Origin of the sequence: Methanobrevibacter gottschalkii DSM 11977 (genome assembly GCF_003814835.1) — an archaeon.
Taxonomy (GTDB): domain Archaea; phylum Methanobacteriota; class Methanobacteria; order Methanobacteriales; family Methanobacteriaceae; genus Methanocatella; species Methanocatella gottschalkii.
Map to the genome: position 1 here is coordinate 148,003 of NZ_RKRG01000002.1, position 18,426 is coordinate 166,428.

Sequence of the window (18,426 nt, forward strand, 5' to 3'; positions counted from 1 at the left end):
AGTTAGTTATGTGAAAAGCATTGAATTAAATTTAAAGCCCATTTTATTGCATTTTTGTCTTTCCCGATTAAAATTTGAGAATCATCATAATGGCCATCGTTTAAGAACAATGTTAATGACATGAAATTATCTGAACAGGTTAAAAATAACTTTAAATCTTGTTCGATGCATTTAACTATCACCTTTTCATTCTCTAATAATTTTCTTTCTAAGTTCTTGTTTTGTTTGATTGAATTTAGAATCTTTTCATTGACTATTAACTCCAATTTTGCTTGTTCATGTTTATTTAAAAAATCTATCATGTGCTTAAAATGATTTTCAGAGTATATTGGTAGAATTATTTTTAATTCTGTTGATTTTAAAAGTAATTTGATATATTTATTGAATGCATTTGATAGGTCGCTTGTTGTTGAGGTCTCATATTCAACATTTTTTAATAAATAAATGTCTTTTAACATTTCTTTTGGGATGTCTGATAAATCATGCTTATTCCAAAATTGTTTGCTTTTATTTATAGAATACCAATTTTCAATTAACTTTATCATATTTGTTGTTAGAATATATCCATTTGAAGTTAATTCATAGTGTTTTTGAATTTTCCGAATTAAATTCTTATTTTCCAACTCTTTAAGCCCATGCAATATTGTTGCTGAAGGTTTTTTCAGATCTTTTCTTATTTCTTCTAATTTCTTTGAATGTTCATAAAGCGCTAAGAGTAATTTAGTTCTCATACTTGAGGTTAAAATGTATTTTACATTTTTATATTCTTCATTTAATTCTTTCTTGGTTTGAATATTGGTCATTTTATCACATCATACTTGATATTTTTAAATAAATTGTCTGCCCACGCTTGTGATTTTTCACTATCCGAAATTAATATTCTGTTCTGATCGAAACTTTCATCATTTTTAAATAGTCCAAAACTCATTGATTTATCGCAAATGGTTAAATATATTTTTAAATTATTTTCAATTGGATAAATTGTTAATTTTTTCTCTTTGATTGCAGTTTTTCTGGTTTTTAAATCAATCTTTGATGTAATTGCATTGGAAATACTTTTTGGGATTATTAGTTCAACTTGTCCATTATCTTTTAATATATTTTCAATTAATTGAGGATATTCTGGATGTAAGTATGGAAATATTGCTTTAAGTGATTTTGAGTTACTTATTTGACTTTTTATGGTGTTGTGAGGTTTATAAATATCAAGTGGTGTTGTTTCAATTAATTTTGAATCTTTCAAATCTGTAATATTTTTTAATGAGTCAATATTTATTTGATTTAAATTGTGTTTGTCCCAAAATTCACTATAACTAGTTATTATTTCTACACTGTTTTTAAAATCCATTAATGTTTGAAAATATATTTTTGTCATCGGGTTTAGATAATATTTTGACTTTATTTTTTTAATGTAGTTATTCTGCTCTAATTTGTTGATGTTGCTTGATACAGAACTATATGTTATTTTAGTTTTTTTAACGAGTCCATGGACACTATTAGGGCTATTTTGCAACTCACTTAAAATTTTCAGTCGAATTTCTGATTTTGCAAGAAATTTGATATTGTTGTTAATTTCATTGTGAATATCCATTTTCATATTCCTCCAATTTTTTGGTAATATCAAATTTTTTTATTTAAATTTAAATAGATTTTTCCAATTCTTTCCCAAATTCATTCCAATACTCTTCCAAATTCGTTATAATCCTAATTTAACGTTTTACCATGATTATTAAAGTTTTTTAGTTATATTTAAATTTTTATAATCTTTTTTTAATTACTAAACTTTTTTAATCTATAAAATTTAATATATTTACATGGAAATTTGTTATATATTAGATGCCTCCGCTTTTATTAATGGATTTAAATTAGATTCTAACAATAATTTCACGGTTCCCGAAATCACTGCTGAAATTAAAGATTTTGAATCTAGATTAATGTTTGACATGGCTATTGATGAGTGTAAATTAACTATACAAGATGTGCCAAATAAATATACAAATTGTGTCAATAAGATTATATCTGAATCAGGTGATATTTTAAGGTTGTCATTTCCTGACAAAAAATTAATAGCATTGGCGTATATGTTTTCAAAGGAAGGTAGGAATGTAAAAGTCATTAGTGATGATTATACTATTCAAAATACTTTAAAAATTATGGGTATTCCTTATTCGGGAATTATAACTGAGGGAATCAAAGGAATTTACAATTGGAAAAAAGTTTGTGAAGGATGTAAAAAGGAATATGATGATGATTATCCTTTTGATGATTGTGAAATTTGTGGATCGAAAATATATAAAAAAAGGATTAAGGTGAGCAAATGAGAATTGGTATTGTTGTTCATGGTCCAAATATTATTGATTCAGGTTATGCTTTAAAACTTATTGATCTACTTAAAAATTATGGTAATATTTCAGTAAGACTTGGGGGAACAATGGGTCGCACAGCGGTTATTGATGCTAGTTTGGAAAATATAATTGATATAACTCGTAAATTAGTGCCCAGTGATTCTTTAAAGATTTTCTCTGATGAGGGTGTTGATTTGATTTTTTTACTTAACTATGGTAAATCCAATGTTACTGGACAAGTTTTCGGATATAAGGTGTATAACCATTATGCTGATAAAGTAACTGAAAATAATGTTCCAGTTATTCAAATTGAACGACCTGGTGAAGAAGATGGTAGCATTATTCCATGGAATAATGATTTGGATATTGTTCATGATTTATCTAAAAAATTAAACTTGGCTATTGTATATCCAAATGAAGTCTATGAAAATCATATTAAACAGGATAATGCTAATGTTAATCAAAGAATTGTTCATGGTGTAAGTCCTGATGAAAATATCATGGTTAATAGTGTTGTCATTGGTAAAACTAACTCGGATAAACTTACATTAATAGCTCGTGATAATCATATCGTTGATATTATTGGAGGGGAGTTAAAACAGCATGGTCTTGAAAAATTAGGTGAAGTGGATTTGGATTCTGCAATTGTAAAAACCGGTCTTTTAAGACATGCAAAAGTTACACCAAGAGTTATTTCAACTAATAAATCTAATGATTATAAGATTACTTTTTTAGATCATGCTGGTGAGGATGTATATAAATTTAGAGATTCTTCTTTGGTAATTACTGTTGGGGATGATACAACTTTAATTTCTTCGGATATTCTGTATAGGTTTGATATACCTGTAATCGGAATAACTGATGGAGATTTAGATAAAGTTGTGGAAGATGGATTTAAGGTTAAAAATTCCATTATCTTCGAAGTTGAAAGGGGTTTTGATGATGTTGTGGGAAGAGATATTAAAAGGATAATGTTTGATGGCGCACAGGAATCATTTAATTATTTAAACATTGAGGAAGTTCGAGATAAAATCATTGAAATTATAAATAATATTAATTGTAAATACAAAATAAGTTATATTGAATAATTAGGATGTGTGGTCTTTGAATTTTAAAAATCTTGTTAAAGAAATTCAAGAGTTTAAAGGAGTGTCTCGTAAAAGTTCTATTAATAATGTAATTTCTCTTTTAGAGGAGTCATATAATGTTTCAGGTGATGTTGTAATTGAAATTGGTGATGATGCTTCAGCTATTGACATTGGAAATAATCAAGTAATGCTTATTGCTGCTGACGGTATTTGGGGAGATATTATGAATGTAAATCCCTATTGGGCTGGATATTGTTCTGTTTTAGTAAATGTAAATGATATTGCAGCAATGGGTGGAAAACCGTTGGCTATGGTTAATATAATGTCTATAAGCAATGATGAAATTTATGAAGATTTATTGAAAGGAATCAAAGACGGTTGTTTGAAATTTGGTGTTCCAATGGTTGGTGGTCATTTGCATCCTGATGGTGAAGTTGACTCTTTGGGAGTAGCTATTGTAGGAATAGCTCAAAAAGATAAGATTATAACAAGTTTTGGAGCAGAAGTTGGGGATAAAGTAATTGTAGCAATTGATCTTGATGGAAAACCTCATGAAATGTTTAATTTAAATTGGGATACAACTTATGATAAGGACTCACAACTTGTAAGGGATCAGATTACTGCTGTTCAATACTTAGCCGAACATGATTATATTAAATCTGGAAAAGATATTTCCAATCCTGGAATTTTGGGAACATTGGAAATGCTATTGGAAACATCTAAAAAAGGAGCTATTGTCAATTTAGAAGATATTCCGAGAAATGAAACTCTTGGTTGGGCAGATTGGCTCAGATCATATCCAGGTTCCGGATTTGTTTTTACAGCAGATGAGGATAAATGCGAATATATTAGAGAGTATCTTGCAAAATATTCGATTGAAGCAGCTGTTGTTGGTGAAATAACCGATTCTAATAGTCTTTATTTGAATTATGCAGATGAACAAGCTGAAATTTTCAATCAAGATAAAAATCCAGTTTTTATTTTTAGATAAATCTGTTATTGAATTTAAATATTGATTTGATAATATGAAAATCGCTTTAGCGCAGATGAAAATGGAAGAGGATATTGAAGTTAATTATAAAAAATCATTAGATTTTATTCGTAAAGCTTCTAGTAAAGGTGCTAATTTAATATTTTTTCCAGAAATTCAATTAAATAGGTTTTTTCCACAATATTCTAATCTTAATAAAGATGATTTTTTTATAACTATGGATTCTAAGTATATTGCTGGAATTTGTGAGAAATGTAGGAAAAATAATATTTATGCTGTTCCTAATTTTTATATTAAAGAGAATGATAATGAATATGACATGTGTTTATTCATTGATAATAATGGTAAAATAATGGTAATCAAAAAATGGTTCATATTGCTCAATTTAAATATTTCTATGAGCAAGATTATTACATTCCCTCAGAAGAGGGTTTTAATATTTTTGATACTGAATTTGGCAAAATTGGTATTGTAATATGCTTTGATAGGCACTATCCTGAAAGTATTAGGACCAGCGTATTAAAAGGAGCTCAATTAATCCTTATCCCTACGGCTAATACTGTTGATGAACCTACTGAATTATTCCAATGGGAAGTTAGAGTTCCTGCTTTTCAAAATAGTGTAAATATTGCAATGTGTAACCGGGTTGGTGTTGAAGATAATATGACTTTTTCTGGTGAATCAATGGTTGTAGATTATAATGGGGAAATAGTGGATATTGCTGGTAGTGATGAAGAGTTATTATTATGTGATATTAATCTGTCTAATGTTATTGATGTTAGAAATAAAAAGACATATACTAGTTTACGCAGGACTGAATTATATCTATAGCTAAAATTTCATGATGAAAGTGGATTCGTATTTGGAGAATTGAATCACAATTTTCCACTTTATAATGTTCAACATTATAAATTTTGCATATATTATATTTTTTAATATCCTGCAGTTTATACTGCTATGTTATTTTAAAGAAAATATTAAGGATTACATATTTCACATGGTGTATATCCTTGATTTATTGCATCAGTTCTGCTTGAAAAAAATACTTTATTGTGCTCGGACATATGATTAACACTACTACAACCAGCAGTGTGGAATTTTCCAGTGTTTGCATTGCCAATATATTTTGCAGAATCTGAAGAGCTTGTGGATTCTGTACTTGTATGTGTTGTTGAAGATGAACTGTGTGTTGTATCTACATGTGTATTGGTGGTTCCCCACTCAAATGGATTGAATTCACTAGGAGGCATGTACATTATTTCTGCAAGACCTTCCTTTAATAGCATTTCATTAACATTTTTTCCATCAACAATAACAACTGCTAATGTTCTTCCATATCTGTCAGTAAATTTTGAATCATCGATATCAAGACCTACTTTTTTATTTAAGCATAATTTTTGAACAAAATTTTTTGAAGTAATGTAACCTTCAACTCCTCTTTCAGGGGTGTTTACTCCAACAAAACGTATTTTCTTACCGTTATCTAAATAGATGGTGTCTCCATCAACAACTTTTGTGCAGACACCATTTTCTTCTACATGACAATTTGTCGTGTTATATTTATTCAGAATATCTGAAGCTGATAAATCATGATATTTTGATGTGGGAATATCATGTGAAAAACCGGTTCCCACATAAGCACTAGATATAGAAATAGTTCCAAGTGCAATTATTAAAATTATTAGTAATGAAAAAACATGTTTTTTAGTAATTGCCATAATTTTTTCCTCCTTAAAATATTGTTATCATTGTGTGTTAATATATTTGTGCATGCATATAAATAAATTTAATATATAATAAGATTAAAAATATAAACTATTATAAAATTCTTAATTAGGAGATTGTATGTTAATTAAAATTAATGGAGAAGAAATGGATGTGGCAGAAGCTTCCACAATTCAGGATGTAATTGAGGAAACTAATGCTCCATATACTCCTGGTAGTATTGTTTGTTTAATTAAGGGTAAAAAAGAACTTGAAAAAAATATTAGTAAATATAAAATTAGAACTAATAAAGGCTCTATTGTTATCCAATTAGACGAATCTGATGAAGCCAAACCACTTGTGGATATTTGGAAAAATCAGTATGATGAATTTGTTGATTTAAACATCAGATGGTCTACTACAACTGAGGTGGCTATTGGTCCAATTGTAACTGATTTGGAACCAACTTCAGAAGAATACAAATATTACGAAGGAGATGTTGTTTTAAGTTTATCTAGTTTTAGTAATGAGTCTACTCATTTAATATTGCTTAAAGATAATACCACTAATGTCTATAGTGTACCTCCATTTAATAAGGGTATTTTTGCTCGCGTTATTGGTGGTAAGAAAACTTTAGATAACTTAACTGATGACGATTCAGTAAGTAGTATTGAACCAATTATTGAGAGAAGCACAACAAAGGATATTGTATCAGTATCTGATTTAACTACTGTTTTAGAAGAAGGCAATGAATTGTATACTTACATGTCTTTTGATATTGATGAAGAATCCCCAGTTTGTGTGGAACATTTATTTGCACTTATAAAAGATGGCAAAATGAAGGTTTCATATGAAAGTGAATCATTTTTAGGTTTTTATGAACTAGCCAGTCTTGAAAAGCCTAAAGAGCATGTTACAAAAAGAAATAGAGGAACAATCACTGTTAGAAGTGATGGTGTAGGTGTTGGAAAACTTTTCATCTATCGTGAAAATAGAGTGTTATCTCCAAATCACACTACTGTTGGAAATGTAGTGAAGGGTATGGAACTTATTGATGCTGCAAAAGAAAATGAATTTATTACAGTTAAAGCTGAACAAGGTAGGTTAATGTTGTTAAATAAAACTCAAGCTGAGGCTACTGAAATGCTTTCTGCTGCAGGTGTTGAACATATGATAGATGGACTTGTTGATGATAATGCTATTATTGTTGAGCAAACTCCTCAACATACAATTGATATCCTAAAAGAGGGTAAAGTTATTACTAAAGCTATTAATAAAGATGATTTATGCACAATTAAGTTTACCGATAATGCTCCAAGATCTGTAAGGTACTTTAAATTACTGTCTGGTCTTTTGGAAAATCCTGTAGGTCAAATTAAAATTCACTTTGCAGTACCGGGAATGCATATTGTCATTTTTGAAGGGGATAAAAAAGCAGCTAAAGGTTTAGTCCCTGAAAATAATCCTGTTGATAAAGTTATAAGGGGTCAAATAGGAATTACTAATATGGCTTCAAAAAGTGCTGGTTTGATTGGTATTAGATTTGAAGATAATTCTGATTTTGGACCGACTGCTGAAACTTTTGATGCGACAAATATAATTGGAGATATTACTTCTGATTATGATTATCTTGAAAATTTAAAAGAAGGAGTTGTGGTGTATGTTGCCGAATCTAACAATGAGTCCTAATTTGGGTACAGAAGATTGGGATCCTGATGTAATTACTCGTATGATTTTTATTGGACCTGGAGCACATGTAAGTGAACAGCAAGTTGTTAATGAGTTTCATATGCTTGGTTTGCCACTTACTATTAAAAATACTTGTTATGGATCTATGATTAGTGGAAAAAGTGAAGATGTTTATAAAGCTATTAAAGAGATTAGAAAACTTGACCCTAGCCACATTTTTACAAAAGAAAGAGGATTTGCACCAGGTGATCCTAGAAGGTGTAGAGGTCATAGATTTGGTCCAAGAGAAGGTTTCCACCAGATGGAAAAAGAGTATAAGATACTTGGTTTTGTTTCAGAGGCTCTGGAAAACCCTAAAGAAGTTGAAATTGAAGAGAAAAAACCAATTGATGTTGACGAATTTAAAAAAATCATGAACAAATGTTTAGATAAAAAGAATAGGTGAAATTATGGTTAAAATCGCTTTATATCCTCCAAATTCATTAATTTTAGCAGATTTATTAGAAAGGAAAGGTCATGTTCCTTTAGTTCTTCAAAAACAAATTAGACAAAAAATTAAGGATCCGGAGATTGATTCTCCACCAATGAATATTACTGAAGAAGATCCTCTCAACGGACTTAAATATGCTGCAATCGAAGTTCCTTCAGGAGTACGTGGAAGAATGTCTCTTATTGGTCCTCTTATAGATGAAGCAGAAGCGGCTATTATAGTTGATGGTGCTCCATATGGTTTTGGTTGTATTGGATGTGCAAGAACAAATGAATTATCAATATTTTTACTTAGGAACAAAGGTATTCCAGTTTTAGAATTAAAATATCCTGATAATCAAGATGAAACTTATGTTATGGTGAATGCAATTAATGAATTTGTAGATTCACTTGAAGAAACTATTGGGGAGGAATAATAATGGTAAAAATTGCTTTAGTTTCATGTGGGACAGAATATAGTGGGATTCAAAAAGAAATTGAAAAGGCAGCAAATAAATTTGGTGCTGAAATTATTCTTCCTGAAATTGATTTAGATTACATTGATGAATCTTATGTAAAATTCGGATTTTCAGCTCAAAGCTCAAGTTTAAAATTGATGATTGCAAGAGCAATGGCTATTGTGGAAGGTAGATGCAGGCCTGATGCCGTATTTATTGCAACTTGTTTTAGATGTGCAGAAGCAGCACTAGTAAGAAATGAAGTAAGAAGATTCATACAAAATAATACACGTATTCCAGTTGTTACTTATTCATTTACTGAAAGAACAAAGGCAGATGAATTATTTATTCGTATGGAAGCATTGGCTACTACTGTAACTCGTAGAAATATTCTTGCTCGTGAAAAACAAGAAGGTCTTACTCTTGGTTTAGACTCAGGTTCAACAACAACAAAAGCAGTTCTCATGGAAAACAATAATGTTATTGGGACTGGTTGGACATCTACTAAAGATATCATTGAATCTGCAAATATTGCAGCTGCTGAGGCATTTGAAGGTACTGGTTATACCTGGGATGATATTGATGGTATTGGAACTACCGGTTATGGTAGATTTACAATGGGTGAAAAATTTGGTGCTGAACTTGTCCAAGAAGAATTGTCTGTTAATGCAAAAGGTGCAGTATATTTAGCAGATTGTCAAAAAGGAGAGGCTACAGTATTAGATATTGGTGGTATGGATAACAAAGTAATCACTGTAAACAATGGTATTCCTGATAACTTTACTATGGGAGGCATTTGTGCAGGTGCATCTGGAAGATTTTTAGATATGACTTCCCGTAGATTAGATGTAGATATTACTGAGTTAGGTCCTCTTGCTGTACAAGGTGATTGGAGAAATGCTATGTTAAATTCATATTGTATTGTATTTGGTATTCAGGATCTTGTTACTACATTAGCTGCTGGTGGTTCTAAAGCTGATGTGGCGGCAGCAGCATGTCATTCCGTATCCGAACAGGTTTATGAACAACAACTCCAGGAAATTGATATTCGCGAACCTTTGATACAAGTTGGTGGAACAAGTTTAATTTCTGGTCTTGTTGAAGCAGTAAGTGAAACTTTAGGTGGAATCGATGTTATTGTACCTGAATATTCTCAACATATTGGTGCTGTAGGCTGTGCACTTTTAGTATCCGGTATGGGACACAGACAAGATGATAAATAAATATGAAGTAAAAGGGTTGATTTGATGCTAGTTGAATGTTATGATGAGAGAGGTGCAGAGGTTTATGAAATCATCATTAAACAGATTTTTCAAGATCTGGTTCTAGGTTCTTCTGTTGATGATTTGAAAGCTTATGTGAATCCAGATGACCCTGTATTTGTTTTGGCTATTAAAATGAGAAAAACTTCTAATGTTATTAAGTTTGAAGATGTTGCTAATTTAATGTATAATAAACAAAACGATGTTACAACAATTTTGATTGATAATGAGAATTATCTTCCCAATATTCTTAAAGAATTATGGAAAAGATTTTCAAGAGATGAAATCTATCAACCAAATAGATATCAGCTTGAAATTAAAGGGGATTTCACTGAGTTAGGATCTATTGTTGTAGATGATCCTCATTCTAATTTACGAAGACGTATTTATGATGCAGTATTCCGGATATTGCCTGAAGGATTTAAAATCATTAAAGATTTGTCTACTGAAGATATTGTGACTGTTGTAGCTACTGATGAGTTAATTAAAGATGCATGGATTGAAAAAGCTCTGGAATTTATTGATGAGTTGAACAAAGGTATTTAGAAAACTTTATATATTTGTTCGTAACAATAGAAATTAACAGGAGTTATATTTTAAGGAGTAGTGGTATTATGAATGAACACAAAGGTTCAAGATTTGCACATATTACAAGAGCACATCCATGTTTTAATGAAAAAATGCATGATAAAGTCGGAAGAGCACATGTGCCAGTTGCACCAAAATGCAATATCTTTTGTAATTTCTGTACAAGAGATATTAACAACGAAGAAGACAGACCTGGTGTAACAAGTTGTATTATGCAGCCTGATGATGCAATCAATCATATTAATGATGTTACTGCAGATGGTCCAATTTCAGTTGTAGGGGTAGCGGGGCCTGGAGATTCACTAGCTAATGATGAAACATTTGAATTCTTTGAAAAATTAGCTACTGAACAACCTGATTTAATTAAATGTATGAGTACAAATGGGCTTTTACTTCCAAAATATGCAGATAGACTTGCAGAACTTGGAGTGAATTCCGTCACTGTTACAATAAATGCGATTGATCCGGATATTGCTGTAGACATTTATTCATTTATTAAATACGAAGGAAAAGTCTACAAAGGTTATGAAGCAGTGGAAATTTTAATTAAAAATCAATTAGAAGGTGTTGAAAAAGCAGCAGCTAATGGTTTAGTAGTTAAAGTTAATTCTGTTTTAATTCCCGGAGTAAATGATGAACATATTGTTGAAATTGCTCGTGAAGTTGAAAAACGTGGTGCAGCTTTAATGAATATTTTGCCTTTGATTCCGTTAGGAAAAATGAAACATTTGCAAAGGCCTGACTGTTCTATGATGGAAAAAGTCAGAGAAGAAGTTGAAGAAATTATACCTGTGTTTAGAGCATGTACTCAATGTAGAGCGGATGCTTATGGAATTCCAGGTAAAAAAAGCGAAGACCATCATTTAGGAATGACTCCACAAAGTCATTACTAAATAATTTTCTTATTTTTACTATTTTTAGTTTATCTGTTAATTTTCAATTATTGTTTTTTATTTATTTGAGTATTCGCCAAAAGTAATTTTTTCGATACAAATTTTTCTTTGTTTTTGAATTGAAGTAATTTTAATCAGTTTCAAAAATTGATTTTAGATTTTTGGCTGACACTCATCAATGTATTTATAGATTAAATAATTTATTTTGTTATTTGATATTATGTAGGGGACATACAATAAAAAATTATGTATGGACGTCTATTTTATAGCAATATTAAATATGGATAAAATACAAACTAATAAATTAATATTTATTTTATCAAGAGGAAAGATAATATGGTTAAAACTTATGTTTTTGGACATAAAAGTCCGGATAGTGATTCAATCACTTCAAGTTTAGTAATGACTAACTTAGAAAAGGAATTAGGTAATACAGAAGTTCAAGCTTATAGGTTAGGAAATATCAATAAAGAAACAGAATTTATTTTAAATTATTTAGATATTGATGCACCTGAGCTTTTAGAAAATATTGAAGATGATGCTAATGTTATTTTAGTAGATCATAATTCTCCTTCCGAATCTGTTGAGAATTTAGAAAATGCAAACATTTTAAAAGTTGTTGACCACCATAAATTAGCTTTAAAAACTTCATATCCTTTGTTCTTAAGATTTGAACCAGTTGGATGTACTGAAACTATTTTATGTAAATTGTATGAAGAGAACAATGTTGAAATTACAAAGGAAATGGCTACATTAATGCTTTCGGCTATTATTTCTGATACTTTACTTTTAAAATCTCCAACCACTACTGAAGATGATAAAAAAGCTGTTACAAAACTTTCTAAAATTGCTGAAATTGATGTAGAAGAATATGGTTTAAAAATGCTTAAAGCCGGAACTGATTTGAGCAGTTTTTCAATTGAGGAGATTTTAGCATTAGATGCAAAACAAATTGATTTTAAAAATGTAAAGTCTATTGTTAATCAAGTAAATACTGCTAGTATTCCTGATGTTTTAGAAATGAAGGATGAATTAGAAGAAGGTATGAATAAAATTATTGAAAAAGAAAACTTAGATTTGTTCATGCTTTTAATAACTGACATTGTAAATAGTAATTCACAAGTTATTGCACTTGGAAAAAATGCTGATCTTGTTGAAAAATCATATGACATTAAACTTGAAGACAACATGGTTTTACTTGAAGGTGTTGTTTCACGTAAAAAACAAGTTGTTCCAATAATGACTGAAAACGCATAATTTTTTAGGTATTACTAAAAAAAGCCTTTTTAAGGTTTTTTCATAAAAATTTATAAATGATAATGTTAAAAGTATTAAACAATGTATTTATAATACATTTCTAATCAATCCATTTCGGATATTAAAATAGATGGGAGCATAATTATAAAACCTTTAATTGTATTTTTATACATTAAAATTAGAAACTAACGTTAATTATGCTTTCTCTTTTTAATAATATTTTTTTTTTAAAATAAGGTGTTAATATGAAAACACTTGAATGGGAAGATAATAAACTAAAACTTATTGATCAAACAAAGCTTCCTGATGAATTAACTTATGTTTATTGCGAAAATTATCAGGATGTTATTATAGCAATTAAAGACATGATCGTTCGTGGAGCTCCAGCTATTGGGGTTTCAGCTGCTTTTGGAATGGCACTTGCAGATATTGAAGGTGTTGACTTAAATAAAGCTGCTTTAGAAATTAAAACTGCAAGACCAACTGCTGTAAACCTATTTTGGGCTGTGGATAGAGTTTTAAATAGTGATGATGCATTAACCGAAGCATTAAGAATGTATGAAGAAGACATGGCAACAAATAGGGCTATTGGAAAATTTGGTTCTGAGATTATTGATGATGGGGATACTGTTTTAACTCATTGTAATGCTGGTGCTCTTGCATGTGTTGATTATGGAACAGCACTTGGAGTATTTAGAGCGGCACATGAGCAGGGAAAAAACATTAATGTAATCTGTGATGAAACTCGTCCTCGTGGACAAGGTGCAAGCTTAAGTGTATGGGAAATGCAACAAGAGAATATTCCTGTTAAATTAATTCCGGATGTTGCTTCAGGATTTTTAATGTCACAGGGAAAAATAGATAAAGTGGTCATTGGTGCAGATAGGATTGCTCGCGGAGGTGTTGTAAATAAAGTTGGATCATTTATGGTTGCTCTTGCTGCTAAACACCATGATATTCCATTTTATGTAGCTGCTCCATATTCTACTTTTGATAATGATATTTCTATCTTTGATACTGTTATTGAGGAAAGGGATGGTGATGAGGTTAGATATTATGGTGGTGCAAGAATTTGTCCAAAAAATACTGAAGTAATTAATCCCGCATTTGATATTACTCCAAAAGAATTAATCACGGGCATTATCACTGAAAAAGGAATTATTGATCCGATTTAAACAATAATTATATTCTATTTTTTTAACATTAACAAAATGAAATGCATTTTCATGATATTATTTATATAAGTTTATTTATAGTTATTTTATCGAATGTTTGTGGCTGTTGAATTTATTAGTTAAATAAATAATGCAGTTGGTGCATTAAAATGAATAAAAAAATTGTAATATTGGTTATTGTTGTAATTATTGCTGTTTTACTATTATTTTTAGTTTATGCTAATAATGATTCTTCAAGTAATTCAAATAGGACTATTTTAAATGTGTCTTCTGAAGGTCCAATTGAGCTTTCTAAAATAACTGATGATATTAAAAACAATTCCTATTATGAGGGATATGATGTTGAAACTTTAAGATGGATGGAATCATTAGGGGATAAGTATGTTTTCAAATCAAATGATGAAATTGTAATTATGGATAAGTGGGATGCAGACAAAATTCCTTCCGCTTATGTTTGTGATGCTTATTTCCGGGAGATATTTTCATGCAATGTTTTGGAGAATCGTACATTAGGTGATGGAAATCATTTTAAGGATGTTCTATTTATTAAGAATGTTGAATTCATTGATGAGGAAGTGCATTATATTCAAATTTAATATTTGCATATGGCTTTTAAACTTTTTTTAGTTAATTTTTCCATCAATAGATATGTGCCATTCTCCAGGGGATGTGGATTTAACTTTACGGCAATTAATTATATCAACTTTTTTTCCAACTGCACTGCAGGCATCAGTTAAACGTTTCACGCCCCGGTCATATGAATCGGAAAACTCATAATAATTAATTATTCCACCATCTTCAATTAAATCAACTGCAACATCAAGGAAAGTATAAGCAAGGCCAGGCAAGTTCATAATTATTCTATCAAATTTTAAGTTAAAATCATCACTAACTTGTCTTATATCACCACAATAAGTTTTTACATTACCTTTCAATTTATTTAACTTAATGTTCTCATCCAAATATTTGATTGCAGATTTATTAATGTCAACAGCAACAATATCAACATTTTTATTGTGTGCTATTACTATTGGAAATGGTCCAATTCCACAAAACATATCTAGGATTTTCTCACCATCTTCAACACTTTCCATCACTCGTTTTCTCTCCGTTGCAAGTCTTGGTGAGAAATAAACTTCACGAACATCTAATTTTAATCTAGCACTATGTTCTTTGTGAATTGTAACTGTATCATCCACTCCTGATAAAAATTCTAAGTCACGAACACGTGTTGTTCCTTTAACTGCACTTTTTTTCATGTAAATTGATCTTCTTTTTGTAAACTCAAGTGCGGCATCTCCAATTATCTGTTTTTTATCTTGTAAGTTTTCAGGGATTTCTAGAATTACAATATCTCCAATTGTGTCAAATGATGTCCTTAAATTTTCAATTTCTTCAGAGCTTAACTCATCTTTGAGTAATTCAGCAAAATTATGTGGAAATTTTTTCATTGCTTCTAGTTCAACATCAACAATTTCATAATCGTTAACATATTCATTTACTGGAATATATCCCCATTTATCATCAGTTTTTATTTTATATTCCATATTCATTAAACCATTTTCCATTAATTTTATACGAGTATCATTTAATTGTCTTAATGGAACTTTTACACATTTCATAAAGTTTTTTATGTTTAAATTATTATATAATATATATGTTTTATTTAGTGGGTTTAGGATTATTCGATGAAAAGGATATTTCTTTAAAAGGATTGGAATGTTTGAGAAATGTTGATAAAATTTATGCTGAATTTTTCACTTCAAGACTGTTTGGTTCAAATTTTAACGCTATTGAAGAGTTAGTTGGTCAAAAAATTGAAATTTTAGTTAGGGGAGAAGTTGAAGAGGAAAGTAAATTCATTGAAGAGGCTAAAACACAAGATGTTGCTTTGATTATGGGTGGCGATCCTTTAATTGCAACTACTCACAGTGATTTTTTAGTTCAATGCTCTAAAAAAGGTATTGATTATGAGGTTATTCACGGTTCATCTATTTTATCTTCTGCACCAGCCATATCAGGTCTTCAAGGATATAAATTTGGTAAAGTAACAACAATTCCTTTTCCAGATTATAATTTTTATCCAAAATCTCCTTATGAAGCTATTGAGGAAAATTTAAAAATGGACTTGCATACTTTGGTTTTACTTGACATTCAAGCTCATAAAGACCGTTATATGACTGTTAATCAAGGTTTGGAATATTTGATGAATATTCATGATACGTTGGATAGGGATGGTTTGATTAATGAAAATACTTTAGCTGTTGGTATTGCACGTGTCGGCTCAAAAGATGTTTGTGTTAAAGCAGGAACCATAAATGAATTAATTGATTTCGACTTTGGGGGTCCTCTTCATTGTATTGTAATTCCTTCAAAACTTCACATTGTCGAAGCAGAATATCTTGTTGAAATTGCAGGAGCAAATTCTAAACTTTTAGATATTGTTTAATCTTTAAAAATAGGGAGATTAGAAGTAGTACTGTTTTTCCCACTTCTTTTAGATATTTTGGCTTTTTAGTGATTAAAAGAGATTGATTGATGCCTACAATTGATATGAATATTATATCATATCGTTTATTATTTTTTATTTTTTGGTTATTTAAATCTTTTTATTTTATCTGTTGAATCTTTTTAAAAAATAGTTGAGTTATTTTGAAGTATTTAATTGAAAAATAAATGGGGGGAGAGGAAGTAGTTGTCATTTCTACTTCCCTAATGAAATATATTCTAACATTTTGGAGATTATAAAATGATTGATGTTTTTCATTAAAGACATGAATTTTACTTCATATCGTATAATACTTATATTTTAATAGTATTTAAATATTGTTATCTGATTTTATATGTGCAGTATTTACAATATTTATAATTGTTTATATAAACTATATTTGATGAAATTTGAAAAAACAATGGGCTTTTATGATTCAAATAGGATGGGAGATATTCTATTTATATTCCACAAAAATCATAAAAAATATCTGAATGATGAGCTTTCTAAATATAATATGAGTTTGATACATGCTCTTTGCATTATAATGATTCATGAAAGTGATGAACTAAATCAAAAAGATTTATCTGATGGTTTGCATTTAACAAAAAGTGCAATTACAAAAGCGGTTAAAAAATTAGAGGATGAGGGTTGGATTTTACGTGAAAGATCTATTGAAGATAAACGTCATTTTATTTTAAAATTAACGGACAAAGGCAACGATTTTATTCCAATTATGAATGATATAAATAAAAAATGGGAGTCTGAAATGGGGTTATATGAGTTAGATCCAAATTTTATGCAAATATTTAATGAATTAACTCATCGGGCTATTAATTTAAATTTAAAAAAAGAAATGAAAAAGGATTAATATTCATAAAATCCTTTTCCAGCATTAATACCAGTTTCACCTGCATCAATTTTTTCTTTAAGCATTTTAGCAATTTTTCCAGGGGTAGTTTCAGGATCTTTTGATTCAGGATTCATAATAACAATATTATATGCTGTTTCAAGTCCTACAATATCTAAAATGTGGAATGGTCCTGCAGGAGAACCTGTTGCTAGAATCCAAGTTTTATCAATTGTCTCATGATCTGCTACATCATTTGCAAGTAATGCTTGTCCTGCGTTTAGGAATGGAACTAAAAGTGAGTTTAAGATATAACCTGGTTGTTCTTTTTTAAGTTTTAAAGGAATCATGTTAATATCTTCAGCAAATTTAACAACTTCATCATAGTATTTTTGCTCGGTTCCAGGATGTCCCATTACTTCAGCAGTATTATTTGCCCAAATTGTGTTTGCAAAGTGCAATGAAAGATATTTTTCAGGTCTTCCAGTATATTCAGCAAACATTGATGGGAGCAATGTTGAAGAATTTGTTACAAGTATTGTTTTATCTTCCATATGTTTTGCTAATTCTTGGTAAAATGCAATTTTTTGTTCTGGATTTTCAGAGATAGCTTCAATAATTAAATCCGCATCTTTTGCTGCTTCTTCATAACTTGTTGTTAATTTTAAACTATCATATGCATTTTGCGCTTGTTCTTTTAAAGCATCTAATTCTTCAGAACTTAAATCTGCTTTTTTAGATAAACCTCTGCAGTATGCACTTGCATCTGTTTTCATTTTCTCAAGAGTGTCAACATAGATGTTTTTAAATCTTTCAAGTTTTGGTTGAGCTCTTTCAATTGATCCTTCACTTCTAAGCCAAATTGTCACATCAAATCCGCAATATGCTGTTTGAAGTGCAATTTGACTACCGAGTACTCCTCCGCCTGCGACAACGACTTTTTTTATACTCATTTCAAAAACCTCTATTAGTTTACTTGTATACTAAGTTATATTTTTTTTAATATATAAACTGATAATATTGTTTAATGATTCAAATAAAATTAATATAAACCTACAAATTATTGAATATTTTGATTTATACTACTTTAATTAATCATAATATGATTTTTATTATTGTTTTTTGATTATTTGAATAAATTTAAAAGCGTAAAGTTAATTTTCATAATTC

The 18,426-nt window shown here is 29.6% G+C and carries 21 protein-coding genes; 16 read left to right on the plus strand and 5 right to left on the minus strand.

Translation table 11 applies throughout. The annotated features are described in order from the left end of the window. Positions 1 to 2 precede the first annotated feature (2 nt). Together EDC42_RS04420 and EDC42_RS04425 are read right to left on the minus strand one after the other, a co-directional pair. Positions 3 to 803 carry a helix-turn-helix transcriptional regulator gene (locus tag EDC42_RS04420; RefSeq protein ID WP_069574793.1) on the minus strand — a complete coding sequence of 267 codons (801 nt, stop codon included), beginning with the start codon at positions 801 to 803 and terminating at the stop codon, positions 3 to 5. Next, positions 800 to 1,591 carry a helix-turn-helix transcriptional regulator gene (locus tag EDC42_RS04425; RefSeq protein ID WP_233144883.1) on the minus strand — a complete coding sequence of 264 codons (792 nt, stop codon included), beginning with the start codon at positions 1,589 to 1,591 and terminating at the stop codon, positions 800 to 802. Before EDC42_RS04425 ends, EDC42_RS04420 begins: the two co-directional genes overlap by 4 nt. A gap of 223 nt (positions 1,592 to 1,814) precedes the next feature. On the opposite strand from EDC42_RS04425, the gene EDC42_RS04430 reads away from it, so the two are divergent. From EDC42_RS04430 to EDC42_RS09720, 5 genes are read left to right on the plus strand one after another with little or no spacing between them, the layout of a single operon-like run. Beyond that, entirely contained in the window at positions 1,815 to 2,321 is a 507-nt protein-coding gene (locus EDC42_RS04430; RefSeq protein ID WP_069574795.1) for a PIN domain-containing protein, read from the plus strand. Next, positions 2,318 to 3,433, plus strand: a complete 1,116-nt coding sequence (locus EDC42_RS04435; RefSeq protein WP_069574796.1) for a DUF2117 domain-containing protein — start codon at positions 2,318 to 2,320, stop codon at positions 3,431 to 3,433. Before EDC42_RS04430 ends, EDC42_RS04435 begins: the two co-directional genes overlap by 4 nt. 7 nt (positions 3,434 to 3,440) lie before the next feature. After that, on the plus strand, positions 3,441 to 4,424 hold the full coding sequence (locus tag EDC42_RS04440; protein ID WP_069574797.1) for a methanogenesis marker 2 protein: 984 nt from the start codon (positions 3,441 to 3,443) through the stop codon (positions 4,422 to 4,424). A 34-nt stretch (positions 4,425 to 4,458) separates the two neighbouring features. Next, positions 4,459 to 4,899: a nitrilase-related carbon-nitrogen hydrolase gene (locus EDC42_RS09715; protein ID WP_123833401.1), complete on the plus strand. Its 441-nt coding sequence runs from the start codon at positions 4,459 to 4,461 to the stop codon at positions 4,897 to 4,899. Next, on the plus strand, positions 4,791 to 5,255 hold the full coding sequence (locus EDC42_RS09720) for a carbon-nitrogen hydrolase family protein (protein WP_123833402.1): 465 nt from the start codon (positions 4,791 to 4,793) through the stop codon (positions 5,253 to 5,255). The genes EDC42_RS09715 and EDC42_RS09720 overlap by 109 nt, the downstream gene beginning before the upstream one ends. Positions 5,256 to 5,401: 146 nt before the next feature. On the opposite strand, the gene EDC42_RS04455 is transcribed toward EDC42_RS09720, so the two are convergent. Continuing rightward, entirely contained in the window at positions 5,402 to 6,142 is a 741-nt protein-coding gene (locus EDC42_RS04455; RefSeq protein ID WP_069574798.1) for a thermonuclease family protein, read from the minus strand. 127 nt (positions 6,143 to 6,269) lie between these two features. Here EDC42_RS04455 and mmp3 point away from each other — a divergent pair, with 127 nt between their 5' ends. From mmp3 to EDC42_RS04500, 9 genes are all read left to right on the plus strand, one after another. Beyond that, positions 6,270 to 7,817, plus strand: coding sequence for a methyl-coenzyme M reductase-associated protein Mmp3 (gene mmp3, locus EDC42_RS04460; protein WP_069574799.1), 1,548 nt, complete (start codon positions 6,270 to 6,272; stop codon positions 7,815 to 7,817). Then, on the plus strand, positions 7,789 to 8,262 hold the full coding sequence (locus EDC42_RS04465) for a methanogenesis marker 6 protein (protein WP_069574800.1): 474 nt from the start codon (positions 7,789 to 7,791) through the stop codon (positions 8,260 to 8,262). Before mmp3 ends, EDC42_RS04465 begins: the two co-directional genes overlap by 29 nt. Before the next feature lie 4 nt (positions 8,263 to 8,266). Then, complete coding sequence (locus EDC42_RS04470; protein WP_069574801.1) at positions 8,267 to 8,722, plus strand: methanogenesis marker 5 protein; 456 nt, start codon at positions 8,267 to 8,269, stop codon at positions 8,720 to 8,722. A gap of 2 nt (positions 8,723 to 8,724) precedes the next feature. Further along, entirely contained in the window at positions 8,725 to 9,966 is a 1,242-nt protein-coding gene (locus EDC42_RS04475) for a methanogenesis marker 15 protein (protein WP_069574802.1), read from the plus strand. A 24-nt stretch (positions 9,967 to 9,990) separates the two neighbouring features. Beyond that, positions 9,991 to 10,551: a methanogenesis marker 17 protein gene (locus tag EDC42_RS04480; protein WP_069574803.1), complete on the plus strand. Its 561-nt coding sequence runs from the start codon at positions 9,991 to 9,993 to the stop codon at positions 10,549 to 10,551. 68 nt (positions 10,552 to 10,619) lie between these two features. Continuing rightward, entirely contained in the window at positions 10,620 to 11,486 is an 867-nt protein-coding gene (locus EDC42_RS04485; RefSeq protein ID WP_069574804.1) for a radical SAM protein, read from the plus strand. Between the two features lie 336 nt (positions 11,487 to 11,822). After that, positions 11,823 to 12,743 (plus strand): manganese-dependent inorganic pyrophosphatase, encoded by a 921-nt coding sequence (locus EDC42_RS04490; RefSeq protein WP_069574805.1) that lies wholly within the window; start codon positions 11,823 to 11,825, stop codon positions 12,741 to 12,743. A 245-nt stretch (positions 12,744 to 12,988) separates the two neighbouring features. Further along, complete coding sequence (mtnA, locus tag EDC42_RS04495; RefSeq protein WP_091699230.1) at positions 12,989 to 13,918, plus strand: S-methyl-5-thioribose-1-phosphate isomerase; 930 nt, start codon at positions 12,989 to 12,991, stop codon at positions 13,916 to 13,918. A 149-nt stretch (positions 13,919 to 14,067) separates the two neighbouring features. Continuing rightward, positions 14,068 to 14,514: a hypothetical protein gene (locus EDC42_RS04500; protein WP_123833403.1), complete on the plus strand. Its 447-nt coding sequence runs from the start codon at positions 14,068 to 14,070 to the stop codon at positions 14,512 to 14,514. Positions 14,515 to 14,541: 27 nt separating this feature from the next. Here the strand turns inward: EDC42_RS04500 and EDC42_RS04505 are convergent, their stop codons facing one another. Beyond that, complete coding sequence (locus EDC42_RS04505; protein WP_123833404.1) at positions 14,542 to 15,540, minus strand: class I SAM-dependent methyltransferase; 999 nt, start codon at positions 15,538 to 15,540, stop codon at positions 14,542 to 14,544. Between the two features lie 35 nt (positions 15,541 to 15,575). On the opposite strand from EDC42_RS04505, the gene dph5 reads away from it, so the two are divergent. Beyond that, complete coding sequence (gene dph5, locus EDC42_RS04510; protein WP_123833405.1) at positions 15,576 to 16,367, plus strand: diphthine synthase; 792 nt, start codon at positions 15,576 to 15,578, stop codon at positions 16,365 to 16,367. 442 nt (positions 16,368 to 16,809) lie between these two features. Beyond that, a complete protein-coding gene (locus EDC42_RS04515; RefSeq protein WP_170151648.1) occupies positions 16,810 to 17,277 on the plus strand; it encodes a MarR family winged helix-turn-helix transcriptional regulator in 468 nt (155 codons plus the stop codon). On the opposite strand, the gene EDC42_RS04520 is transcribed toward EDC42_RS04515, so the two are convergent. Next, the gene (locus EDC42_RS04520; protein ID WP_091699239.1) at positions 17,274 to 18,209 is read right to left on the minus strand and encodes a 3-hydroxyacyl-CoA dehydrogenase; all 936 of its coding nucleotides are present in this window, start codon (positions 18,207 to 18,209) and stop codon (positions 17,274 to 17,276) included. The genes EDC42_RS04515 and EDC42_RS04520 overlap by 4 nt on opposite strands. Positions 18,210 to 18,426: the final 217 nt, after the last annotated feature.